27 protein-coding genes are annotated in these 22,549 nt (G+C 71.5%); 14 read left to right on the top strand and 13 right to left on the bottom strand.

From position 1 onward, the window contains the following. Positions 1-341 precede the first annotated feature (341 nt). From ACFYNL_RS00310 to ACFYNL_RS00300, 3 genes are all read left to right on the top strand, one after another. The gene (locus tag ACFYNL_RS00310; protein ID WP_388794047.1) at positions 342-1,217 is read left to right on the top strand and encodes an undecaprenyl-diphosphate phosphatase; all 876 of its coding nucleotides are present in this window, start codon (positions 342-344) and stop codon (positions 1,215-1,217) included. A gap of 174 nt (positions 1,218-1,391) precedes the next feature. Continuing rightward, entirely contained in the window at positions 1,392-1,571 is a 180-nt protein-coding gene (locus ACFYNL_RS00305; protein ID WP_388794044.1) for a hypothetical protein, read from the top strand. Positions 1,572-1,601: 30 nt separating this feature from the next. Further along, positions 1,602-2,186: a chloramphenicol phosphotransferase CPT family protein gene (locus ACFYNL_RS00300; RefSeq protein WP_388794040.1), complete on the top strand. Its 585-nt coding sequence runs from the start codon at positions 1,602-1,604 to the stop codon at positions 2,184-2,186. Positions 2,187-2,218: 32 nt separating this feature from the next. Here ACFYNL_RS00300 and ACFYNL_RS00295 read toward each other — a convergent pair whose 3' ends face one another. Further along, positions 2,219-2,872 (bottom strand): DUF4291 domain-containing protein, encoded by a 654-nt coding sequence (locus tag ACFYNL_RS00295; RefSeq protein ID WP_388794037.1) that lies wholly within the window; start codon positions 2,870-2,872, stop codon positions 2,219-2,221. A 60-nt stretch (positions 2,873-2,932) separates the two neighbouring features. On the opposite strand from ACFYNL_RS00295, the gene ACFYNL_RS00290 reads away from it, so the two are divergent. Further along, positions 2,933-3,418 carry a nuclear transport factor 2 family protein gene (locus ACFYNL_RS00290; RefSeq protein WP_388794034.1) on the top strand — a complete coding sequence of 162 codons (486 nt, stop codon included), beginning with the start codon at positions 2,933-2,935 and terminating at the stop codon, positions 3,416-3,418. A gap of 70 nt (positions 3,419-3,488) precedes the next feature. Further along, complete coding sequence (gene lnt / locus ACFYNL_RS00285; protein WP_388794031.1) at positions 3,489-5,069, top strand: apolipoprotein N-acyltransferase; 1,581 nt, start codon at positions 3,489-3,491, stop codon at positions 5,067-5,069. Here the strand turns inward: lnt and ACFYNL_RS00280 are convergent. Further along, positions 4,993-5,898 (bottom strand): Gfo/Idh/MocA family protein, encoded by a 906-nt coding sequence (locus tag ACFYNL_RS00280; protein ID WP_388794028.1) that lies wholly within the window; start codon positions 5,896-5,898, stop codon positions 4,993-4,995. The two genes, lnt and ACFYNL_RS00280, sit on opposite strands and share 77 nt — an antisense overlap. Further along, positions 5,870-7,096, bottom strand: a complete 1,227-nt coding sequence (locus ACFYNL_RS00275) for an FAD-dependent monooxygenase (RefSeq protein ID WP_388794025.1) — start codon at positions 7,094-7,096, stop codon at positions 5,870-5,872. Before ACFYNL_RS00275 ends, ACFYNL_RS00280 begins: the two co-directional genes overlap by 29 nt. A 91-nt stretch (positions 7,097-7,187) precedes the next feature. On the opposite strand from ACFYNL_RS00275, the gene ACFYNL_RS00270 reads away from it, so the two are divergent. From ACFYNL_RS00270 to ACFYNL_RS00260, 3 genes are all read left to right on the top strand, one after another. Further along, the gene (locus ACFYNL_RS00270; RefSeq protein ID WP_388794022.1) at positions 7,188-7,823 is read left to right on the top strand and encodes a TetR/AcrR family transcriptional regulator; all 636 of its coding nucleotides are present in this window, start codon (positions 7,188-7,190) and stop codon (positions 7,821-7,823) included. 14 nt (positions 7,824-7,837) lie between these two features. Then, a complete protein-coding gene (locus ACFYNL_RS00265) occupies positions 7,838-8,350 on the top strand; it encodes a DinB family protein (RefSeq protein WP_388794019.1) in 513 nt (170 codons plus the stop codon). Positions 8,351-8,462: 112 nt separating this feature from the next. Further along, complete coding sequence (locus ACFYNL_RS00260) at positions 8,463-8,960, top strand: hypothetical protein (RefSeq protein WP_388794016.1); 498 nt, start codon at positions 8,463-8,465, stop codon at positions 8,958-8,960. Positions 8,961-9,042: 82 nt separating this feature from the next. On the opposite strand, the gene ACFYNL_RS00255 is transcribed toward ACFYNL_RS00260, so the two are convergent. The 5 genes from ACFYNL_RS00255 to fabG form a co-directional block, all read right to left on the bottom strand. Continuing rightward, entirely contained in the window at positions 9,043-9,498 is a 456-nt protein-coding gene (locus tag ACFYNL_RS00255) for a hypothetical protein (protein WP_388794013.1), read from the bottom strand. 121 nt (positions 9,499-9,619) lie between these two features. Then, a complete protein-coding gene (locus ACFYNL_RS00250) occupies positions 9,620-10,303 on the bottom strand; it encodes a uracil-DNA glycosylase (RefSeq protein WP_388794011.1) in 684 nt (227 codons plus the stop codon). Positions 10,304-10,441: 138 nt separating this feature from the next. Beyond that, on the bottom strand, positions 10,442-12,022 hold the full coding sequence (locus ACFYNL_RS00245; RefSeq protein ID WP_388794008.1) for an ABC transporter substrate-binding protein: 1,581 nt from the start codon (positions 12,020-12,022) through the stop codon (positions 10,442-10,444). Positions 12,023-12,227: 205 nt separating this feature from the next. After that, a complete protein-coding gene (locus ACFYNL_RS00240) occupies positions 12,228-12,989 on the bottom strand; it encodes an SDR family oxidoreductase (protein ID WP_388794005.1) in 762 nt (253 codons plus the stop codon). A gap of 19 nt (positions 12,990-13,008) precedes the next feature. After that, complete coding sequence (gene fabG, locus ACFYNL_RS00235; RefSeq protein WP_388794002.1) at positions 13,009-13,770, bottom strand: 3-oxoacyl-ACP reductase FabG; 762 nt, start codon at positions 13,768-13,770, stop codon at positions 13,009-13,011. A gap of 297 nt (positions 13,771-14,067) precedes the next feature. Here fabG and ACFYNL_RS00230 point away from each other — a divergent pair, with 297 nt between their 5' ends. After that, positions 14,068-14,586 (top strand): excalibur calcium-binding protein, encoded by a 519-nt coding sequence (locus ACFYNL_RS00230; RefSeq protein WP_388793999.1) that lies wholly within the window; start codon positions 14,068-14,070, stop codon positions 14,584-14,586. Between the two features lie 25 nt (positions 14,587-14,611). On the opposite strand, the gene ACFYNL_RS00225 is transcribed toward ACFYNL_RS00230, so the two are convergent. Both ACFYNL_RS00225 and ACFYNL_RS00220 read right to left on the bottom strand, forming a co-directional pair. Beyond that, entirely contained in the window at positions 14,612-15,037 is a 426-nt protein-coding gene (locus tag ACFYNL_RS00225) for a DUF3037 domain-containing protein (RefSeq protein WP_388793996.1), read from the bottom strand. After that, positions 15,034-15,798: a HipA family kinase gene (locus ACFYNL_RS00220; RefSeq protein WP_388793994.1), complete on the bottom strand. Its 765-nt coding sequence runs from the start codon at positions 15,796-15,798 to the stop codon at positions 15,034-15,036. Before ACFYNL_RS00220 ends, ACFYNL_RS00225 begins: the two co-directional genes overlap by 4 nt. 218 nt (positions 15,799-16,016) lie before the next feature. Here ACFYNL_RS00220 and ACFYNL_RS00215 point away from each other — a divergent pair, with 218 nt between their 5' ends. Then, positions 16,017-16,508: a Rieske (2Fe-2S) protein gene (locus tag ACFYNL_RS00215; RefSeq protein ID WP_388793991.1), complete on the top strand. Its 492-nt coding sequence runs from the start codon at positions 16,017-16,019 to the stop codon at positions 16,506-16,508. Here ACFYNL_RS00215 and ACFYNL_RS00210 read toward each other — a convergent pair. Next, positions 16,495-17,145, bottom strand: a complete 651-nt coding sequence (locus ACFYNL_RS00210; RefSeq protein ID WP_388793989.1) for a cysteine hydrolase — start codon at positions 17,143-17,145, stop codon at positions 16,495-16,497. The genes ACFYNL_RS00215 and ACFYNL_RS00210 overlap by 14 nt on opposite strands. Before the next feature lie 139 nt (positions 17,146-17,284). On the opposite strand from ACFYNL_RS00210, the gene ACFYNL_RS00205 reads away from it, so the two are divergent. Continuing rightward, complete coding sequence (locus ACFYNL_RS00205; RefSeq protein WP_388793986.1) at positions 17,285-17,752, top strand: pyridoxamine 5'-phosphate oxidase family protein; 468 nt, start codon at positions 17,285-17,287, stop codon at positions 17,750-17,752. Between the two features lie 56 nt (positions 17,753-17,808). On the opposite strand, the gene ACFYNL_RS00200 is transcribed toward ACFYNL_RS00205, so the two are convergent. Beyond that, positions 17,809-18,711 carry a LysR family transcriptional regulator gene (locus ACFYNL_RS00200; protein WP_388793983.1) on the bottom strand — a complete coding sequence of 301 codons (903 nt, stop codon included), beginning with the start codon at positions 18,709-18,711 and terminating at the stop codon, positions 17,809-17,811. Between the two features lie 74 nt (positions 18,712-18,785). Between ACFYNL_RS00200 and ACFYNL_RS00195 the strand changes: the two genes are divergently transcribed. Next, a complete protein-coding gene (locus ACFYNL_RS00195; protein ID WP_388793980.1) occupies positions 18,786-19,721 on the top strand; it encodes a DMT family transporter in 936 nt (311 codons plus the stop codon). A gap of 81 nt (positions 19,722-19,802) precedes the next feature. On the opposite strand, the gene ACFYNL_RS00190 is transcribed toward ACFYNL_RS00195, so the two are convergent. Continuing rightward, complete coding sequence (locus tag ACFYNL_RS00190) at positions 19,803-21,134, bottom strand: aminotransferase class I/II-fold pyridoxal phosphate-dependent enzyme (RefSeq protein ID WP_388793977.1); 1,332 nt, start codon at positions 21,132-21,134, stop codon at positions 19,803-19,805. Between the two features lie 35 nt (positions 21,135-21,169). Between ACFYNL_RS00190 and ACFYNL_RS00185 the strand changes: the two genes are divergently transcribed. Then, on the top strand, positions 21,170-21,853 hold the full coding sequence (locus ACFYNL_RS00185) for a pyridoxamine 5'-phosphate oxidase family protein (protein WP_388793974.1): 684 nt from the start codon (positions 21,170-21,172) through the stop codon (positions 21,851-21,853). Beyond that, a complete protein-coding gene (locus ACFYNL_RS00180; protein WP_388793971.1) occupies positions 21,853-22,506 on the top strand; it encodes an FMN-binding negative transcriptional regulator in 654 nt (217 codons plus the stop codon). Before ACFYNL_RS00185 ends, ACFYNL_RS00180 begins: the two co-directional genes overlap by 1 nt. The last annotated feature ends 43 nt before the right edge of the window (positions 22,507-22,549 follow it).

Raw genomic sequence — 22,549 nt, 5'->3', positions numbered from 1 at the left:
CACGGCCACCGGTGCCGGCCATGGGTGTCAGCGCCGGGCCTCGACGAGCGCATCGGCGCTCACCAGGGGTGCGCGCGGAGGTACGCGGCGATCTCCGTCCGCGCCCACTGCCCGGCGGCTCCCGGCTCAGCAAGCACTTTCCGCTCGCTGCACCGTGAGCGGAGGCCCCATAGCAGGTCAACACCGGTGTCCGCACGACCGGCGGGCGCCCGCCGAACCCCCTGTGGCGGAGGCGTCACCGCGGGGCGCTACGCTGCCCCTCGACACCCGCGATCACTGTGCCGCCGACGCGGTGTCCTCACCACTCCTTGTCACGATCAGCACTTGGACTCCTTAACTTCATGTCTTGGTTTGAATCGCTCATCCTCGGACTCGTCCAGGGGCTGACCGAGTTCCTCCCTGTGTCCTCCAGCGCGCATCTGCGGCTGACAGCGGCGTTCTCAGGTTGGGAGGACCCGGGCGCGGCCTTCACGGCGATCACCCAGATCGGTACGGAGACCGCGGTACTGATCTACTTCCGCAAGGACATCGGCCGGATCCTCTCGGCGTGGACGCGGTCGCTGACCGACAAGGAGATGCGGCGGGACCACGACGCCCAGATGGGCTGGCTGGTGATCGTCGGCTCGATCCCGATCGGTGTGCTCGGCCTGACTCTCAAGGAGCAGATCGAGGGCCCCTTCCGCGATCTGCGCATCACGGCGACGATGCTGATCGTCGTCGGCATCATCATCGGCATCGCCGACCGGTTGGCGGCCCGGGACGAGTCGGGCGGCCGGCACCGCGCCGCCAAGCAGCGCAAGGGCCTTGAGGAACTGAACGTGAAGGACGGCCTGATCTTCGGCCTGTGCCAGTCCGCGGCACTGATCCCCGGAGTCTCCCGTTCCGGGGCCACCATCAGCGGCGGCCTCTTCATGGGCTACACGCGCGAGGCCGCGGCCCGCTACTCCTTCCTCCTCGCGATCCCGGCCGTCCTCGCCTCCGGTCTGTTCGAGCTCAAGGACGCGATGGAGAGCGGCCACGTCTCGTGGGGTCCGACGATCTTCGCCACGGTGATCGCCTTCGCGTCCGGGTACGCGGTGATCGCATGGTTCATGAAGTTCATCTCGACGAAGAGCTTCATGCCGTTCGTCTGGTACCGCATCGCGCTCGGCATCGTCATCATCGTCCTGGTCACGATGGGGGTCCTCAGCCCGCACGCAGCCGAGTCGGCACACTGACGGACGGGTGACACTGACGGACGGGTGACACCGTCGGGTCGGTCGCCCGGGCCGTCGGGTCACTGACCGACCGGTCAGCAGGAGGAGTCCTCGCGGAAACCCGTGACCAATCACATACGTTGTGCGTAGCGGTCCGGTAGCGCAGGGTCAGTCCTTGCCCCTAGGCTTGTCCGCATGTCCCCCCATTCCTTAGGCCCTGGTTCCGTGCGCTCTGCTGCCGAGGTGAACGAGGAGATACGCGCCCTGTGGATGCGCGCGGGCGGCTCACTGTCGGCCCAGGAGCGTGCGGAGTACGAACTGCTGGTGGTCGAGTGGGCCGCCGCCATCCGCGACGAGGTCATCGAGGCGGCCTGAACTCCGGACCCGGTGCGTAGGATCGACCCCGTGGATCATCTTGATCATGTCCCTGCCCGCCGCGGCCTCGTCATCTTCCTGAACGGCACATCCAGTTCGGGCAAGTCGAGCATCGCGGGCGAGTTGCTGCGGACCCTCGACGAGCCCTACTTCCACATGCCCGTCGACGCCTTCCACGCGATGCGCTCCAGCAGCCCCGTCCCGCAGGACCAGCTCGCATCGGTCCTTCACCGCACCTGGCAGGGCTATCACCGGGCGGTCGCCGGGATGGCCGCCGCCGGCAACAATGTCGTCGTCGACCACGTGCTGAGCGCCGAGTGGCGGCTCAGGGACTGCCTGTCGCTCCTCGTCCCGCAGGACGTCGTCCTCGTCAAAGTGCACTGCGCCCGCAAGGAGCTGGAGCGCCGGGAACGCATGCGGGGCGACCGGCCGCCCGGCCTCGCGGTGGGCCAGTTGGAGCAGGTGCACGCACACGGCGTGTACGACCTGGAGTGCGACACCGGCGAGGCCACACCGCGCGAATGCGCCCGCCGTATCAAGGACTTCCTGAGCGCCAGGACCAGACCCACCGCCTTTGAGCGTCTGCGGGGGGCGATGGAACGGCAGTCACTCTAAGGTCTGTCGTCGGGAAAGGTCTGTCGTCCGGATCAGGCCCGCAGATGCGCGAGGACGTCGTCCTCCAGCGGATACGGCCGTTCCTGAGGCAACAGCTCGGCGGCGCGGGTCAGTTCACCGGCGCGCACGCGCGCGTGGATCTCCGTGGCCAGCGAGGTCACGTCCTCGATGCCGACGATCCACTCGTCCGCGTACCGCGCGGTCGCCTCGCCGCCGAGCCCCAGCTGGAGGGACCGGTACGGCAAGGGGTCGAGGCGGAGATCGCGTTCCGGATCCCACTGCACGCGCGCGGGCGCCGTCCTCAACTGCCTTTTCCAGGCGGCCTGGTCACCATGCAGGGCGGGGACGTGGTGCGAGAGGCACGCGTGGCGCAGCGCCCATAGGAAGCCCTCCCGCGTGATCTCGACGGCGAGGACGGTCTCCTGGTTCTCCTTGGTCGCCCAGCCGCAGCGGTACATCATCCACAGGAACGACGGCTTGATCCAGGTCATCCGGTCCCGGCTCCAGGACGACGGGAAGTGGCCGTTGCGGGCCGCCGCGCAACCGATCTGGGGCCGGTAGGCCTGATAGACGGTGAGCGTGGACTCGGTGTGGCGGGCGCGTACCCGGAATCGGGGTCCGGGTAGGACGGTTCGGTCGTGCTGTTCTGTCACAGCGGACAGCGTCACCGAAGGCCCGGCCGACATCCACCGAATATCGCCGCACGCCCTCTTGGCTCCGCTCACCCCATGCCCAACACTGAGCCGATGACGCAGCGTGTGGAGCTCGCCACCCTCAGGGACCGGCTTACGGTCGACGCATTGATCACCGAGTACGCCGGGGCCGTGGACGACGGTGACTGGGACGCGTACCGGGGTCTGTTCACGCCCGACGGCCGGGCGGACTACCGCTCGGCCGGTGGCATCGAGGGGGATGCCGGGAGGGTCGCCGCGTGGCTCGCGGAGAGCATGCGGATGTTCTCGATGCGGCAGCACCTCATCGTCAACCGCCGAGTGGGCTTCGGGAGCCTGGAGCAGGACATCGGTGACACGGCCACGGTCCGGGCCGACTACGTCAATCCGATGCGGTTCGCCGAGAACGGCGGGCACTCCTCGGCCCCCGACTTCGTGTGCGGCGGCCGGTACGTCTTCGAGCTGCTGCGGACGGAGGACGGCTGGCGGCTGCGTGAGGTCGTGGTGCAGGAGAAGTGGCGCCGGGTGCCCGACCTGGCCGCGACCGGGGTGAGCGGCTGAGCGGCCGTCCGGTGTCCCGTTGTCGGTGCCGACGAGCACACTGGAAGGACCACGGGGTAGGAGGTGATGCATGAAGACGATCAGCCGCTGGCTCATCTCCCCGTGGCGCCGTTCGCTCGCCGCCGTCCTGGCCGGCGCGCTGCCCGTGCTGGCCTTCCCGGAGCCGGCGTGGTGGTGGTTCGCCTACGTCGCCCTGGTCCCGTGGATGGCGCTGCTGCGCTCCGCGCCGACCGGGAAACGGGCGCTGCACGACGGCTGGTGGGGCGGGTTCGGCTTCATGCTGGCGATGCACCACTGGTTGCTGCCGAACCTGCATGTGTTCACGTTCGTCATCGCCGCCCTGCTCGGCGCCTTGTGGGCCCCCTGGGGCCGGCTGGTGCGGCACTTCCTGGCCCGGAGGCCGTCCCCGGGCCGGGTTGCGGCGGCGGTCGTCGTCGTGCCGTCGGGCTGGCTGCTCATCGAGCTCGTCCGCTCCTGGCAGGGGCTCGGGGGACCGTGGGGCGTGCTGGGGTCCAGTCAGTGGCAGGTGGAGCCCGCGCTGCGGCTCGCCTCGGTGGGCGGGGTCTGGCTGCTCAGCTTCCTCGTGGTGGCCGTGAACGTGGCCGTGGCCGTGCTGGTGACCGTGCGGGGCTCCTGGATCCCGGCGGTGGCCGGCCTCCTCGCCACGGCCGTCGCCGCATCGGCCGCCTGGGTGTGGTCCCCACGCCCGAAGGTGGAGGACGCGGCTCGGATCGGCGTGGTGCAGCCCGGCATCATCAAGGGCCCTGCCGGGCCGGAGCGGCGATTCGACCGCGAGGTCCAGCTCACCCGTGAGCTGGCCGGTCAGGGTGCCGATCTGATCGTCTGGGGCGAGAGCAGCGTCGGCCATGACCTCGACGACCGGCCCGACCTCGCCCGGCGGCTCGCCGCGCTCTCACGCGAGACGGGGACGAACATCCTGGTCAACGTGGACGCACGGCGCTCCGACAAGCCCGGCATCTACAAGAGCTCGATCCTCGTGGGCCCGGACGGCCCGACCGGCGACCGCTACGACAAGATGCGGCTGGTGCCCTTCGGGGAGTACATACCGGCTCGCTCCCTGCTCGGTTGGGCGACCTCCGTGGGCGAGGCGGCGGCGGAGGACCGCAGGCAGGGCACCCGGCAGATGGTGATGGACGCCGGGCGGGGCCTGCGGATCGGCCCGATGGTGTGCTTCGAGTCGGCGTTCTCCGACATGAGCCGCAACCTGGTCGACGACGGCGCCCAGGTGCTGGTCGCCCAGTCGGCGACCTCGACGTTCCAGCAGAGCTGGGCGCCCGAGCAGCACGCCTCGCTCGCCGCGCTGCGCGCAGCCGAGACCGGCCGGCCGATGGTGCACGCGACACTCACGGGCGTGTCGGCGGTGTACGGCCCGAGCGGACAGCGCGTGGGGTCCTGGCTCGGGACGAGCATGAGCACGAGCGCCGTCTACGAGGTGCCGCTGGCGGACGGTGTCACTCCGTACGTCCGCTTCGGCGACTGGCCGGTGCAGGCGGCTGTGCTGATCGTCGCCCTGTGGGCTGTCGGCGCGGGTGCCCCGGCCTTGCGGTCGCGGCTCAGGCGGCCCGGTCCTGAACCGCGCGTACCACCCGCTCACACAGGTCGTGAGTCGCCAGCGCGTCCCGGGCGCTGAGCGCCTTGCCCGCGCGGACGGCGTCGAGGAAGGCCAGCACCGCCTGCTCGATGCCGCGCTGCCGGGCCACGGGCACCCAGTCCCCGCGTCGGCGTACGGTCGGCTGGCCCTTGTGGTCGATGACCTCGGAGAGGTTGAGGACCTGGCGCTTGGTGTCCTGCCCGGACACCTCCAGGACCTCCTCGGCGGAGCCGCTGAGCCGGTTCATCACGCCGAGGGCCGTGAACCCGTCCCCGGCGAGCTGGAGCACCACATGGTGCAGCAGCCCGGCCTCGACACGGGCGCGCACGGTCACGTCGTCGATCGGGCCCGGCGCCAGGAAGCGCAGCGTGTCCACGACGTGGATGAAGTCGTCCAGGATCATCGAGCGCGGCTCTTCGGGCAGCCCGATCCGGTTCTTCTGCATCAGTATCAGCTCGCGCGGATGGTCGGCGCACTGCACATAGCCGGGCGCGTACCTCCGGTTGAAGCCGACGGCGAGGCTCACCTCCCGTCGCTCGGCGAGGGCCACCAGCCGTTCGGACTCCGCGAGGTGGTAGGCGAGCGGCTTGTCGACGTACGTCGGCACGCCCGCCTCCAGCAGGCGGGTCACGATCTCGGGGTGCGCGACGGTGGGCGCGTGCACGAAGGCGGCGTCGAGGCCCTGGGCGAGCAGCGAGTCGAGGTCCTGGTGCCGCTGCCGCGGCGGCAGGTGGAGGCCGTCGGCGACCCGGGCGAGCGTCCCCGGTGTGCGGGTCTGCAGATGCAGTTCCACGCCGGCTTGGACGCCGAGCACCGGCAGGTACGCCTTCTGCGCGATGTCACCGAGTCCGATGCAGCCGACCTTCACCGGGCGTTCTCCTCTGACCGTTGCCTGCCGGGGTCTTTCCCGCAGCATACGGGGCCTGTGGCGGCCGCCAGCCGGCGATGTCCTCGAAGCCCCGCAGGAACAGCAGCGGCGCGGCCCTGGACAGCGCGGCCGTCACCGTGTTCCGTACGGCGACCCCGGTACGGCCGGTCATCATGCCGAGGCGGCCCACCTTCACGGCCCGGCGTGCGATGGCGGTCGTACGCGGGAGGCGGGCGGCACTGTAGGCGGCGAGGTCGGCGTGGTGGTGGGCGAGTACGACGGCGTCCTCGACGGCCTGGTTGCCGCCCTGCCCCAGCGTCGGCGGCATGGCGTGCGCGGCGTCCCCGACCAGGGCGACCCGGCCGCGGTGGTAGGCGGGCAGCGGCGCGGCGATGTGGTGCACGTCGTGCCGCAGCACGTCCTCGGGGCGGGCGGCGGCGAGGATCGCGGGGATCGGGTCGTGCCAGTCGCCGTAGCGGCGCAGCAGTTCGGCCTTCTCGTCGTCGCTCGCGCGCCCCCCGGCGGGCGTGATCGCGGCGGCGTACGCGTAGACCCGGCCGTCCTTGAGAGGGTGCGAGCCCCAGATGCGGCCGCGGCCCCAGGTCTCGTGCGAAGCGAACTCCACGCCCGGCAGCGGGATGACGACCCGCCATGAGGTGAAGCCGGAGTAGACGGTCCCTGGGTGGTCCGGGAACAGCACCCTGCGCACGGCGGACCTGATGCCGTCGGCGGCCACCACGAGGTCCGCCTCCATCTCGCCGTCCGGTGTACTCACCCGTGCGGGGCGGGTGGCTTCGCCCGGGTCGACGACGGTCGCGGCGACCCCTGTGCGTACGGCGTCCTGCGGTACACGCCCGGCGAGGCAGTTGATGAGCGTGGCCCGGTGCAGCATGACGAGGGGGTCGCCGAAGCGTGCGGTCACGGCGGCGGCGTCCGTGCGGGAGAGCCAGCGCCCGGACGGGGTGCGCAGGCCGCCGTCGCCCTGCCAGGCCGCGAGGTCGCGGATCTCGTCGCCGAGCCCGATGACGTCCAGGGCGCGCAGGGAGTTGGGGGCGAGGGAGATGGCCGCGCCGATCGGCTGGAGGGACGGCGCCCGCTCCAGCACGGTCACGTCCCAGCCGGTCGTGTGCAGGGCGGCCGCGGCCGTCATGCCGCCGATGCCGCCGCCGATCACGACGGCCCGCTTCGACCCCGTCATGGCTCCTCCTCGGATCGGACCGCACTACAGGCGTAGTGCGGCAGTGCCTCGAATGTACTACAGGTGTAGTGCGCGGGGTAGGTTGACTGCCATGCCCGTAAGCACCGCGCCCGGCGGCTCCCGCGCCGAACTCGTCGCCGACACCGCCCTCGCACTGCTTGCCGAACGCGGAATGCGCGGGCTCACGCACCGGGCCGTCGACGAGGCGGCCGGGCTCCCCCAGGGCTCCACCTCGAACCTCGCCCGCACCCGGCAGACCCTGCTGGAACTGGCGGTCCGGCGGCTCGCCGACCGCGAGGCGCGGGTCCTGGGGCTGGAGGAGCTGCCGGACCCGCACGGCGACCTCGACTCCCTGGCGCACGCCCTGGCCCTGGCGACCCACCGTTCCCTGACCCGGGGCCGCGAACTGACGCTCGCCCGCTACGAGCTGGCCCTGGAGGCGACGCGCCGCCCCGAGCTGCGCGCCTACTTCGACGCCACCGGCGCCCGCTTCCGCGACCAGCTCACGGCCCTCGTCACGGCGATGGGCTCGACCGACCCGGCCCGGCACGTACTGTCACTCGTCGCCTGGGCGGACGGGCTGATGTTCAGCTGTGTCGCCGGCTCCTACGGCAAGGAGGTGCCGAGCCTGGAGGATGTGCGCGCGGGACTGCGCGAGCTGCTCGACGGAATGTTCGGCCGACGAGTCGTCCACCGCGAAAACTCCTCGTCAGCGGGCCCGAGTTGAGCGAGGATGCGGGCATGACGAACGAACGCCATGAGCCCGCCACCACCGCCGACGAGCGCACGATGCTGGAGGGCTGGCTGGACTACCACCGGCAGACCCTCGCATGGAAGTGCCGGGGTCTGACCGACGCCCAGCTGAGGACCGCCTCCGTGGAGCCGTCCGAGCTGAGCCTGATGGGGCTGGTGCGGCACATGGCCGAGGTGGAGCGCGGCTGGTTCCGCCAGGTGCTCATGGACGAGGACCCGGGGCCGCTCTACTTTTCCGACGCGGACCCGGACGGCGAGTTCCATCTCACCGAGGCCGACACCTGGGAGGAGGCGTACGCCACCTGGCAGGCCGAGATCGACATCGCCCGGCGCAACGCGGCCGGCTTCGGCCTGGACGACCTCTCCAAGGGCCGGAGCCGGGGCAGCGGCGAACAGTTCAACCTGCGCTGGATCTACACCCACATGATCGAGGAGTACGCCCGCCACAACGGCCACGCCGACCTGATCCGCGAGCGCGTCGACGGCGCCACCGGGGACTGACGTCAGCTCCGGCGGGCGCGGACCGCCCGTACGGGGTCAGAGATCACCCGTGCGGAGCAACCTCTGCTCGTCCGCCGTCCCAACGGCCGCCGCACCCAGCAGAGTTGCGCGCGTGCATCGAACGACGACCACCGCAACGCTCCTGATCTCCGTGGCCGTCTCGGCCCTCTCCGGATGTATGACGGTCCGGCACCCGCCCGCCGCCGTGCCCTCGGCACCGTCCCCGCCTCCGGCGCCCCGCACCGGCGAGCCGGCAAAACAGCCGATCGTGCAGGCGCCGGCCAGCGAGGCGCTGGCACTCATCGAACCGTCCCACCGGCCGACCCCCGCACCGTCCGCCGCCCGGCCCTTACCCTCCACCACTCCCCCACCCGTGCGCCGGCCCCCGGCCCACCGCGCGCACCCGCACCCCCGTCCCGAGCACCACGAACCCCGCCGTCCGGACAGCGGCGCCGGGCGGCGGCCACCCGTCGAGATCCCCGACGTGCCGGCGCCGGTCCGCCCGGAGTCCCCGGGAAGCACGGACGTCTGCGCGCTGGGCCGCAAGTACGGTGGTTGGCGGCCGGACAGCCCGGAGGCGACGATCTGCGATCAGACGTACGGCGGGTGAGAGCCCCGCGACCGGCTCGGCAGCCCCGCCCGGCCCCGCGCCCGCCCCCGGACGGACGTATGCGTCCACTCCCCGGCGACGCCTACGCCCCCTCCCCCAGCCACGCCTCCAACCGCCGGATCTCCGCCCGCACTCCGTCCCCGTACCTGTCGTCCCGCAAGGCCCCCGCCGCCCCCCGTGCCCGGCTCAGATGGACGCGGGCGGCCTCCGTGTGGTCGAGCTTCACGTAGTCGGCGGCGAGATTCAGGTGCAGTGAGGGGTACAGGGCGCGTACGGCAAGCGCTCCCCTGGCCGCCTCGGCCTCCGTCAGCGCCCGCAGATCCCAGGCCAGCTCGTCCGAGGGGTCGTCCTGTGTGTCCGCCAGGTAGTGCGCCAGCGTGCACCGGTGCAGTGGGTCGCCGCCTTCCCCGAGCTCCGTCCACAGGTCCAGCAACCGGCGGCGCGCCTCCTCGCGGTCCCCCGCGTGGTGGAGGATGACGACCTGCCCGATCCTCGTCAGCACCGCATCCGGCGCCGCCTGCCTCTGCTGCTCCGCCACCGCGCCCTCCGGACCCTCGTCGGCTGCTCCCTCCCGACGCTAACGGCCCTCACCCGCGATCCGGGGCAGGCGGCTCCGTACGACACCGGGCCGGTCCGGGGAAGGACCGGCCCCGCCGAGGTCAGCCCAGGTTCGGGATCCGCCAGTCGATCGGCTCGTGCCCCTGCCCGGCCACCGCCTCGTTGATCTGCGTGAACGGGCGGGACCCGAAGAACTTCTTCGCCGACAGCGGCGAGGGGTGCGCCCCCTTGACCACCACATGGCGCGTCTCGTCGATGAGCGGGAGCTTCTTCTGGGCGTAGTTGCCCCACAGCACGAACACGGCGGGATCGGGACGGCCGGCCACGGCCTTGATCACCGCGTCGGTGAACTTCTCCCAGCCCTTGCCCTTGTGCGAGTTGGCCTCACCACCTCGGACCGTCAGCACCGCGTTGAGCAGCAGGACGCCCTGCTCGGCCCAGGGCATCAGATAGCCGTTGTCCGGGACGGGGTGACCGAGCTCCTCCTGCATCTCCTTGTAGATGTTGCGCAGCGAGGGCGGCGTCTTGACCCCGGGGCGGACCGAGAAGCACAGTCCGTGGCCCTGGCCCTCGCCGTGATACGGGTCCTGGCCGAGGATCAGGACCTTCACCTTCTCGTAGGGCGTCGCGTCCAGGGCCGCGAAGACCTCCTCGCGCGGCGGGTAGACGGGACCCTTCGCCCGCTCCTCCTCGACGAACTCCGTCAGCTCCTTGAAATAGGGCTGCTGCAGTTCGTCGCCCAGAACCCCGCGCCAGGACTCGGGCAGCATGGCGGTGTCGGTCACGTCAACTTCCTTACGGTGTACGGCAGACATGTGCGGTCCACGACCTGAGGTCGTTCCCAGGCCTCAGAACCTACAGGCGACCACTGACAATCGCCCCGCGGACCGCACATCCCGACCGGCGCCCGCCGGAGGGTGCCGCTACCAGCTGGTCTTGCGGTACAGCTCGCCCACCATCATGATCGTCGACGGGTCGAGGGCCCGCTCCGCGCCGGAGATCTCGGCGCTCGCGGCCACGTACTGCCGGCCCTGCCACAGCGGCAGCAGCCGCGCGTCGTCGACGAGGATGCGCTGGGCCTCCTCGAAGTCCTTGACGACGTTGGCCCGGTCGCTCTGGGCGCGGGAGCTGGGCAGCAGCGTCTCGGTGATCTTGGGCGCCACGTAGGGCGTGCCGAGCGCGTTCTGCTCGCCGACGAAGGGCGCGATGAAGTTGTCCGCGTCCGGGAAGTCGGGGAACCAGCCACGCCCGAACACCGGGTACTCGCCCTTCTGGTAGCCGGCGACGTACGTCTTCCAAGGGCGGCTCTTGAGGGTGATCTCGAAGAGACCCGACTCCTCCAGCTGGGCCTTCAGCTCCTCGAACTCCGCCTTGGTGGCGGAGCCGTAGCGGTCGCTCGTGTACCAGAACTCGAGCGGGACGGGGGTCGTCACACCGGCCTGCGTGAGGAGCTTGCGGGCCTTGCTCACGCTGGGGTCGCCGTAGTCGTCGAAGAAGCCCGTGGTGTGTCCGGTCAGGCCCTTGGGGACCATGGAGTACAGGGGCTCGACGGTGTCCTTGTAGACCTTGTGGGCGATCGCCGGGCGGTCGACGACCTGGGCGATCGCCTTGCGCACGGCCGCCTTGCCGGCCACGGGGTCCTTCGGGTTGAAGACCAGGTAGTTGATCTCCGTGCCGGAGCCCTCGACCAGCTGCAGCTCATCGTCGTCGTCGGCCTGGATGTCGACGATGTCGTCGGCGGACAGACCACGGAAGGCGACGTCGAGCTCCTTGTCGCGCAGGGCGCCGACCATGGTGGGCGAGTCCTGGAAGTAGCGGATGGTCACCGCGTCGTTCTTGCGCTCCGCGTAGCCCTTGTACTCGGGGTACTTGGCGAGCTCGGCCTGCTTGCCCTCGTCGTAGGACTGAAGGGTGTACGGGCCGGACCCGACGACGCTGCGGTCCTCGCGCAGTCTGTCGGCCGGGTACTCCTCGGGGTCGACGATCGACATCGCGGGCGTGGCGAGCACGAACGGGAAGGTCGCGTCGGCCTTGTTCAGGTGGAAGACGACCTCGCGGTCGTTCAGCACCTGGACGCGTTCGAGGCTGCCCAGCAGTCCGGCCGGGCCGCCGTTGACCTTGATCTTCCGGATCCGGTCGATCGAGTGCTTGACGGCCTTCGCGTCGAGGGTGCTGCCGTCCGAGAACTTCAGGCCCTCGCGCAGCTCGCAGCGGTACTTCATGTTCGAGCTGTCGGTGAACTGGCAGCTCTCGGCCGCGTCGGGCTCGGGTGCGGTCGAGCCGGAGGGGTAGCTGAGCAGCGTCTGGTAGATGTTCCGGAACAGCTCCCAGGAGCTGTCCCAGGACGCGGCGGGATCAAGGGTGCTGGGGGCGGCCGTCGTCCCCACGACGATCGGGCCCTTGTCCTCCGTCGAGTCGGACGAGAGGACGCCGCATCCCGCCACCAATGACGATATGGACGCGATGGCCGCCACCTGCCGCAGGCGTCGGATCCGGTTGAACACGCGCACGCTCCTCGATCTGCCATACCAAGGGTCGGCAAAACATACCGCAGTGTTCCGGCCGCTGGGCCTCCCGTCTCAGGAGCACTTCCCCAGCTCTGCGGTGACACCGTTGTCAAGGGCCGTTGATCTCCCGAAACGTCGACACGGGCGCCGCTGGTGTCCAGCGGCGCCCGTGTGCCGAGACGTGTGACCTGCGTCCCGTGGGTCAGCCGACGCCGGCGTTGAGGAAGATGCCGCCGTCGACGACGAGCGTCTGCCCGGTGACCCAGTCGGACTGGTCCGAGGTGAGGAACGCGGTGGCGCCGCCGATGTCGGACGGTACGCCGAGCCGGCCCAGCGGGTAGGCGGCGGCCGCCTCGGCCTCACGGCCCTCGTACAGGGCCTGCGCGAACTTGGTCTTCACCACGGCCGGGGCGATCGCGTTGACCCGCACCTTGGGTGCGAACTCGTGCGCCATCTGCTGGGTGAGGTTGATCATCGCGGCCTTGCTGACGCCGTAGGCGGCGATGAACGGCGAGGGCGCGATGCCCGCGACGGAGGCGATGTTGACGATCGCGCCGCCGTTGTCCTTCTGCCAGGCGTGCCAGGTCTTCTGCGCGAAGCCCAGCGCCGAGATCACGTTGGTCTCGAAGACCTTGCGCGCGACCCCCAGGTCGAGGTCGGCGAGCGGCCCGAACACCGGGTTCGTACCGGCGTTGTTGACCAGGAAGTCGACGCGGCCGAAGGCCTCCATCGCCCGCTCGACCGCGAGGGCCTGGTGGGCCTCGTCGTGGGCCTTGCCGGCCACGTAGACCGCGCGCTCGGCGCCCAGTCGCTCGACGGCCTCCTTGAGGGCGTCCTCGCCCCGGCCGGTGATGACGACGCGGTCGCCTCGGGCGACGAGCGCCTCGGCGATGCCGTAGCCGATGCCGCGGCTGGCGCCCGTGACGAGGGCGACCTTGCCGGAGAGTTCAGGCAGTGCAGTCATGTCCGTGTGTCCCAGTTCCCTAGTCGAGCGGTCCGCCGGCGACGTACAGCACCTGGCCGGAGACGAAGCCGGCCGCCTCGCCCGTGAAGAAGGCGATCGCGTTGGCGATGTCCTCCGGTTCGCCGACGCGCGCCACCGGGATCTGGGTGGCGGCCGCGGCCTTGAAGTCCTCGAAGCCCATGCCGACGCGGTCGGCGGTGGCCTTGGTCATCTCGGTGGCGATGAAGCCGGGGGCGACGGCGTTGGCGGTGACGCCGAACTTGCCCAGCTCCTTGGCGAGGGTCTTGGTGAAGCCCTGGAGGCCGGCCTTGGCTGCGGAGTAGTTGACCTGGCCGCGGTTGCCGAGCGCCGAGGACGACGACAGGTTGACGATGCGGCCGAAGCCCGCGTCCACCATGTGCTTCTGGCAGGCCTTGGACATCAGGAAGGCGCCGCGCAGGTGCACGTTCATGACGGTGTCCCAGTCGGAGACGCTCATCTTGAACAGCAGGTTGTCGCGGAGCACACCCGCGTTGTTGACCAGGATCGTCGGGGCGCCGAGTTCGTCGGCGATCCGGGCGACGGCCGCCTCGACCTGCGTCTCGTCGGAGACGTCGCAGCCGACCGCGATCGCCTTGCCGCCGGCCGCGGTGATCTTCTCGACGGTGTCCTTGCAGGCGGCCTCGTCGAGGTCGATCACGGCTACCGCGCGGCCTTCGGCGGCCAGTCGTACGGCGGTGGCGGCGCCGATGCCGCGCGCTCCGCCGGTGACCACGGCGACCCGCTGCTCAGTGGTGGACATTCGTGGGTTCTCCTCGCCCTAGAGATGCGGCTCATACGGCACGCCCGGTGATGAGCGACCGCTTAGTACCTTCACCGGACGTGACGCTAGAAGCCCTGGCACCCGGTGTCAACGGCCGACCGGCCGCGTGTGATCGATTCCCCGTACGAGCGGCGCGAACCGGTCGCGCCCGCCGGGTTTCGCCCCCATGCCGCCCCGTGCGTGGGCACCCGAACGGTCTATGGCCGCGAGCCACCGCGCATGGGGCGCCATAGCGTCGACGTGCGAAGCCACTGATGGCCGGAAAGGAGGCGCTCCATGCGCCGTCGCACCGGTGCCGTCGGCACGCTGTTCGCGATCGCCGCGATAGTGCCGTTCGCCGAAACCGCTCACGCTCAGGACCTGAACTGCCGGGACTTCACCTATCAGGAGGACGCCCAGGCCCACTACAACGCGGATCCGCGTGATCCCGACCGACTCGACGAGGATCAGGGACCGGATGACGGTGTCGCCTGTGAGGGGCTGCCTCCCCGCGGCGGCGGAGGACAGGGCGGGGACGGAGGACGGGGTGGAAACGGGGACAGGGGCGACATCTCCTCCACGCACCGCCCCAAGGTTCCCGACACCCCCGTCGCTCCGGTCGCTCCGGTCGCTCCAGTCACTCCAGTGACGCCCGCGACGACTCCGGCCACGCTCGCGCCGACCCGGGGCACGCGAGGCGGGCTGGGCGGCTCGTCGACGTCCGGGCCGAGCGAATGGGACATCGCGGTCGGACTGGCCTTCGTCACCGGAGCCGCGCTCACCACCGGCTACGTGGTGAGGCGCCGCAGAAGCTGAGACCGGCGGCGGCACGTCGTCGCCGTCAGGTCGGGCACCGCACGAGCAGGTCCAGCAGCCGTTCCGTCTCGCCCGCCGGATCGGCGGTGAGCCCGGTGTGCACCGGCCCCGGCTGTACGACCGTGGACCTGGGCGCGATCAGCCAGCGGAAGCGGCGTCCGGCGTCGTCGCCGGCGGCCTGCCCGGCCGCCTCGCCGCCGGCGCAGACCCCCTCCACGGCGCGCAGCGCGGCCCGTACGCCGGCCACGTCCGCCGTTGGGTCGAGGGCCAGGAGCCGGGCCTCGTCGAGGTGGGTGCGCGCGCCGACGAAGGCTTTGGCGCGGCAGTACACGAGAACACCGGCGTTGATGCACTCGCCGCGCTCGACACGGGGGACGACCCGCAGGAGGGCGTACTCGAAGACGTCCCGCTCACCGCCCCGGGCCGGCTTGATGAAGTGACGGTCGCTCACTCGGTTCCCTCGATTCCGCCGATGCGCTCGTGGACGTCGGCCGCCCGTGCCAGCAACGGCCGGGCGTAGGCCCGCCGCAGGTCGTCGGTGCTGTCGAAGCCGGGCTCCGCGGCCAACCAGGCGTCCGGGATCTCGGCGGTGACCTCGGCGAGGAGGTCCTCGGTGACGAGGGGGGCCAGTTCCGCGGCGGCGCCCGCCACGTCCGGCGCGAAGGGGCGCAGTGCGTGGTCGGAGGCGTCGTAGGGGCGCGCGGCCGAAGCCTCGGCGCCGGGCCAGTTGTGCTGCCAGATCATCGTGGCGCCGTGGTCGATGAGCCACAACTCGCCTTGGCGGACCAGCAGGTTGGGGTTGCGCCAGGACCGGTCGACGTTGTTCACCAGCGCGTCGAACCACACGATCCGCCCGGCCTCCTCGCGGCTCACCGTGAAGGCGAGGGGGTCGAAGCCGAGCGCGCCGGAGAGGAAGTCCATGCCTAGGTTGGCGCCGCCGCTGGACCTGAGCAGTTCCTGCACCTCCTGGTCGGGTTCAGCGAGCCCGAGCACCGGGTCGAGCTCCACCGTCACCAGCCCGGGCACCCTGAGGCCCAGCCTGCGGGCGAGTTCACCGCAGACCACCTCGGCGACCAGCGTCTTGCGGCCCTGACCGGCGCCGCTGAACTTCATGACGTACGTCCCGAAGTCGTCGGCCTCGACGAGCCCCGGCAGCGAGCCGCCCTCACGCAACGGCGTGATGTAGCGGGTCGCGATGACTTCCTTGAGCATCGCCCCAGGTTACTGGCGCTCCGGCAGGTGCCGGGGGTGCCCCGGCGGGCGGGGGCGGGTGGGCCGACAGCGGATCGACAGCGCTGGACAGGGAACCGACAGGTCTGCTTTACCCACCTCGCCCGCGGGTCGGGTCAGGATTTCGGCAGCGACTGAACAGCCGGTCCCGAAGGACCGTACCTCTCGGCAGATCGAGCATCCGCGGAAGGAACGTCAGCATGACCAGCGAATCAGTTCAGCCGGCGTCGGGCCCGAGCCGCCGTACCGTCGTGGCGGCGGTCGGCGCGGCGGGGCTCTCCGTCGCGCTGACCGCGTGCGGGTCGGACGACGGCGCGTCCGGTTCGTCCACCGAACAGGGTGCGGCCGGTGGTGGCGCGTCCACCGCCACGGGCGGCTCGTCACCCGGGGCGGGCGCGGGCGGCGGTGCGGCGCTCGCGAAGACCGCCGACATCCCGGAGGGCGGCGGCAAGGTCTTCAGCGACGAGAAGGTGGTGGTCTCGCAGCCGGCGGCGGGTGACTTCAAGGCGTTCTCGACGATCTGCACCCATGAGAAGTGTCCGATGACGGACCTCAAGGAGGACACCCTCACCTGCGCCTGCCACGGCAGTCAGTTCTCCGTACTGGACGGCAGCGTGAAGAAGGGACCGGCACTGAAGCCGCTGCCCGCGCGGCAGATCAGCGTGTCGGGGGACTCGATCACTCTCGCGTGACGGAACCCGGACGCCCGAAGCGGTCCAGCACCTCGTCCGTGGTCACGACCGTGGCGACCAACGCGAGGGTGTTGCGGATCATCGCGGAGGTGTAGTCGGCGGGCACCCCCGCGATGGCGTCCGACGGAACGACGGCCGTGTAGCCGCGGTTGACGGCGTCGAACACCGCGTTGGGGACGGCCACGTTGGCCGAGACACCGGTGATGACGAGCGTGCGGCAGCCCAGGTTGCGCAGCAGCGCGTCGACATCGGTGCCCTGGATCGGCGAGAGGCCGTGCAGCCGTCGTACGACCAGGTCCTCCTCGGCGACCTCGATCGGTGCCGCCACGCGTACCGCCTCGGTACCGGACAACTGCTGGACGGGGAGCCGTGCGGCGGCGCGGAAGAGGCGGGCGTTGCGACTCGCGCCCCGGCCGTCGGGGCGGCGTTCGGCGATCGCGTGGATCACCTGGACCCCGCTGTCGTGGGCCGCGGCGACCAGCCTTGCCACATTGCGGATCGCGCCCGAGTCCCGTGCCTGCTCGGCGAGTTCGGGCAGGGCGCTGTCCGGTCCGACGACGCCCTGCTGGCACTCGACGGTGAGCAGCACGGTGGTCGCGGGGTCGAGCAGTTCACTCGGTTCGGCGTACGACGGCATGGGACCCCCTGTGCCCGGCGGCGGCGTGGGGCGGCGAGCGTAGCCACCATTGCGTGCGGGCGGAAGACGACTCATCCTTTTCTGACGTGATGTCAGAGGATCTCTCCCTCTGGCACGACGTGAGAGAAGAGGGGGCCGTATGACCGTCACTCAGCGCCGGGGCCGCAAGATCATGATGACGCCCGGTGAACTGGACGAGTTTCTCACCAGCCAGCGCACCTGCCGGGTCGCCACGGTGTCCGCCGACGGCTTTCCGCATGTCAGCGCCCTGTGGTTCGCCTGGGACGGCGACTCGCTGTGGCTCTACTCGGTCGTCCGCAGCAAGCGGTGGGCCGAGCTGCGCCGCGATCCCCGGGTGGCGATCGTCGTCGACACCGGTGAGGAGTACGAGCAGCTGCGCGGTGTCGAGCTGTCCGGCACGATCGAGTTCGTGGGCGAGATTCCCCGCGTGGGCGAGCTGCGCGCCGAACTCGACGTCCCCGAGATGCTGTTCGCCCGCAAGAACTTCGGCCTGGACGAGATGCCGCACGACGGCCGGCACGCGTGGATGCGGCTGACACCCGAGAAGATCGTCTCCTGGGACTTCAGGAAGCTGGGGTCCGTCTAGCCGATGCCGGGCCCTCCGACACGAAGCGGGCCTTCGTCCGGGGACTGTGCGACCCTTCAGCGGAGCTTCTCGGCCGCCGACCGCAGCGCCTTCACCGCCGCCCGGATCGACGGGCGGCGGTCCGCGTCCGCGCGCCACACCGCGTAGACGTACCGGTGGACCCGCTCGTGCACCGGTACGGCCCGCACGCCGAGCGGCATCGGGTCGCGGCCCAGCCGGGGCGCGACACAGACACCCATGCCCGCCGCCACCAGCGCGAGCTGGGTGTGGTGCTCCTCGGCCCGGTGGGCGATGCGGGGCTCGATGCCCTTGGTGCGCAACGTGTAGAGCAGCCACTCGTGACAGAACGCGCCCTCCGGCCAGGCGACCCACTCGTCGTCCGCGAAGTCCTCCAGGGCGACTTCGGCGCGGTCGGCGAGCGGGTGCCCCTCGGGCATGGCGATCTCCACGCGGTCGTCGAGGATGGGCGCCTTCGCCAGCCCTTCCGGCATGGGCAGCGGCTTGTTGTACCAGTCGAGGACGACGGCCAGGTCGACGTCGCCGCGCAGCACCGCGTTGACCCCGTGCTCCGGCTCCAGCTCGCGCGACCGCAGCCGCAGCGCCGGGTGGTCGGCCCGCAGCTCCGTGAGCGCGACGGGGAAAAGCCCGCGCAGTGCGGTGGGGAACGCGGCGAGCCGCAACTCGCCGACCACCTGCCCGCGCTGCGCCTCCAGGTCGGACTGGGCCAGTTCCACCTGCGACAGGATCCGCGCGGCGTGCTCGGCGAGCAGCCGGCCCGCGTCGGTGAGCCGTACGCCCCGCCCGTTCTTGGCGAGGAGCTGCTGGCCGACCTCGCGCTCCAGCTTGGACATCTGCTGCGACACGGCGGAGGTCGTGATGTGCAGCCCCTCGGCCGCGCCGCTGACCGAGCCGTGCCGGGCGAGGGCGTCGAGGGTGCGCAGGCGCTCCAGATTCAACATGTAAGCAATACTACGAGATACCGGGTGAGAAATCTCGATTGTGCTACGAGATCGTTTGCCGCATCGTTGCTGCCATGACCACCGTCGCCGCCTCCGCAACCCCGGCCGAGGCCACCGCCCGCCCTCACCCCCGACCCCGGCTCGACTGGCGTCTGCGCTTCGCCGTGCTCTCCCTGATCTGGGGCTTCAGCTTCCTGCTCATCAAGGTGGGCACCGAGGGTTACGCCCCCTTCCAAGTCACGCTCGGGCGGCTGGTCTTCGGTACCGCGGTGCTGGCGGCCGCCATGGTGGTCAGGCGCGAGCGGCTGCCCCGAGGGGTGCGCACCTGGGGCCATCTGACGGTCGCCGCCTTCTTGCTGAACGCGCTGCCGTTCTCGCTGTTCGCGTACGCCGAACTGACCATCCCGTCGACGCTGGCGGGGATCTGCAACGCGACCTCACCCCTGTGGGGCATGGCCCTGTCGCTGGTCGCCCTCTCGGAGGACCGGCCGACCCGGGTCCGGGTCGCGGGGCTCGGTATCGGTTTCCTGGGCGTGCTGACGGTGCTGGGGGCGTGGCAGGGCTTTCAGGGACTGGACGCCACGGGTACGGCCATGGCGTTGCTGGCCTCCCTGAGCTACCCGATCGGCTGGATATACGTCCGCCGTACGCTGGCGGGCTCCAGTGAGTCGCATCTGTCGCTCACCGGTGCCCAGTTGTTGCTGGCCACGATCCAACTGGCCGTCGTCACACCGCTGTTCACCTCCCTGCCGACGCGGTTCTCCCCGCTGCCGCTGCTGGCGATCGTCGCGCTGGGGGTGCTCGGGACCGGTGTCGCCGTGCTGGTGCAGTACGGGCTGGTCGCCGAGGTCGGGCCGACGACGGCTCAGATGGTCACGTACTTCATTCCCGTGATCGCAACGGCCGCGGGGGTCGCCGTGCTGGGCGAGTCGCTTCGCTGGAGCACGCCGGTCGGGGCGGTGATCGTCCTGGTCGGAGCGGCGCTCACCCAGGTGAGGAAGGGCGCCTGACGGGGCGGTGCGCCAGCAGGGCCGGCGACTGCCGGTCCGTGCACCGCTCGGGGCTTCGAGGTCGGCCGGCGCACCCGTAGGTCACACGTAGCTCCGTGCCGGGCCCGGTCCAAGGGCCGTGGCCACCGCTTCCGCGAGAGGCCCGGTCTCCTCCTCCGTGAGTGTCGAGACGGTGATCCTGACTCCGGGGGGTGCGCTCGTCCGGAAGCGGGCCCCCGGGGCGACCGCCCAGCCCGCGTGCAGGAGGCGGGCCACGACGCCCGTCTCGTCGGGGACCGGGATCCAGACGTTCATGCCGCTGCGCCCATGCGCCGTGACCCCACGCTCGGCCAGCGCCCGGAGCAGCAGCTCGCGGCGTCTGCCGTACGTCGCCGCCGCCTCCGCCGGGTCGGGGACTCCGTCGCTCCACAGCCGCACCACCGCCCGCTGCACCAGCCGACTCACCCAGCCGGGCCCGAGGCGCTGACGGCCGCGCACCCGGTCGAGGGTGACAGGGTCGCCGGTGAGCACGGCGAGCCTCAGGTCGGGCCCGTAGGCCTTGGCGACGGAGCGGACGAAGGCCCAGCTGCGGGTGACGCCCGCCAGCGGACTCAGGGGCAGGTCGACGATGCCATGGCCGTGGTCGTCCTCGATCAGCAGGACCTGCGGGTGGTCCCGGAGCACCGAGCGCAGGGCACGCGCGCGTGCGGCTCCGACCACCGCCCCGGTGGGGTTCTGCGCCCGGTCGGTGACGATCAGGGCGCGCGCCCCCGCGCCGAGAGCACGCCGCACGTCGTCCGGCAGCGGCCCCTCGTCGTCGACACCGACGGGGGCGATGCGCAGACCGAGCGCCGGGACGAGGTCCAGCAGGCTGCCCCAGCCCGGGTCCTCGACGGCGACGGTGTCGCCCGGTCTGAGGTGGGCCGCGAGGACGCGCTCGATGGCGTCTAGGGAGCCCGAGGTGACGGCGAGGGGCCCGTCCGGCACCCCGTCGGCGTCCAGGCCGGCCCGTGCGACCCGCGCCAGCTCCGGCTCCACGGGGTCGTCCCCGTACAGCACGGGCTCCCGGTCGCCCTGCTCGGCCGCGGCCGCGAAGGCCTTCGCCAGCGACGGCAGCAGCGCCGGGTCGGGGTTGCCGCTCGCCACGTCACGGACCCCGTCGGGCACATCCACCCGGACGTACTCACGGCCGGTCGTGGCCGGCCTCGGCCGCACCCGGCTCCCCCGGCGGCCCGCCGTCTCGATCACCCCGCGCTCGCGCAGGATCCGGTACGCGGCCGCGACCGTGTTGGGATTCACCCCCAGCTCGACCGCCAACTCCCGCATCGTGGGCAGCAGTCGGCCCGGCTCCAGTTCCCCGGAACCCACCGCACGCTCGACGCTCGCCGCGATATCCGCTGCACGGCGCCCTTCGATCCGATATCCTCCTAGCACAAAGCCAATTATGCACTAGTACAATGGAGGGCGCAATGCAGGGGACCCGGCAGCCGACGTCGCCGACCGCCGCCTACACGCCGACCGACCGCACCGTCCCCACCCGTTCCGCGGAGCGGGCGTCGTACGACAAGGAGTTGGTGCACGCGATACTCGACGCGGCCTACGTCTGCCATCTCGGGTTCGTACGCGACGGCGCGCCCGTCGTGCTGCCGACGCTGTTCGGCCGGGTCGGCGAGACGCTGTACGTGCACGGCTCGACGGGTTCGCGCCCCCTGCGCATGGCGGGGCAGGCCGAGCCGGGGCTGCCGGTGTGCCTGACGGTCACCCATGTCGACGCGCTGATCCTGGCGCGCTCCGCCTTCCACCACTCGATCAACTACCGGTCCGTGGTGGTGCACGGCACGGCCTACGACGTGACGGACCCCGAGGAGAAGCGGATCGCGCTCGACGCCCTGGTGGACCACGTGGTGGCGGGGCGGTCGGCCGACTCACGTCCCGCGAACCGGAAGGAGCTGGCCGCCACCGCCGTGATCCGCCTCGACCTGGACGAGGTCTCCGCCAAGCTCCGCACGGGCGGCGTGAACGACGAGCCCGAGGACCTCGCCCTCCCCCACTGGGCCGGCGTCGTCCCGCTGCGCAAGGGCTACGAGGCCCCGGTCCCGGACCCGGCCCTGGCGCCCGGCACCGAACTCCCCGGGTACCTCGGGTCCCTGTGATGCTGATCCACCCCTGGGACGCGCCCCGCGACGACGCCGAGTGGCAGCGCTGGCTGGCCGTCCACGACTTCGGTCAGCTCGTCGTCAACGGCGTCGGGGGCGAGCCCCCGCACGTCCAGCCGCTGCACTTCACCTACGACGCCGAGCGCGGTGAGGCCGTCACGCATCTGGCCCGCCCCAACCCGCTGTGGCCGGCACTGCTCGCCGCCCCCGAGGTCGTGCTGAGCGTGGTCGACGACTACGTGTACGTGCCGGGCCCCTGGCAGGCGGATCCCGAGCAACCGCCCGAGCACGGCACGCCGACCAGCTTCTACGCCGCGGTCCAACTCCGGTGCCGGGCCCATGTCGTGGACGACCCGGCCGAGAAGGCGGAGTTGCTCAACCGCCAGGTCGGGCACCTCCAGCCGGAGGGCGGCTCGGCCCGCGCCGCGGTGGGCGAGGAGCCGTACGGACGCCTGCTGTCCGGGATCCGGGGGGTGCGGCTCGAAGTGACCGGCGTGCGCGCGAAGTTCAAGTACGCCGGTCGCCGGACGGCCAAGGTCCAGGACGCGATCGCGGCCCGACTGGCGGAGCGTGGCGGTCCGCGCGACGCGGCGGCACGGGAGCACCTGGTGCGACGGCGCCCGGACCGGGGTGCGGACGACCAGGGCTGAGCCGGGAGGCAAGGGCCCCGCACCCCTGTGAGTGCGGGGCCCG

Source organism: Streptomyces sp. NPDC007808, from assembly GCF_042868655.1.
Classification (GTDB): domain Bacteria; phylum Actinomycetota; class Actinomycetes; order Streptomycetales; family Streptomycetaceae; genus Streptomyces.
This window is presented reverse-complemented; position numbering and strand designations above follow the sequence as displayed.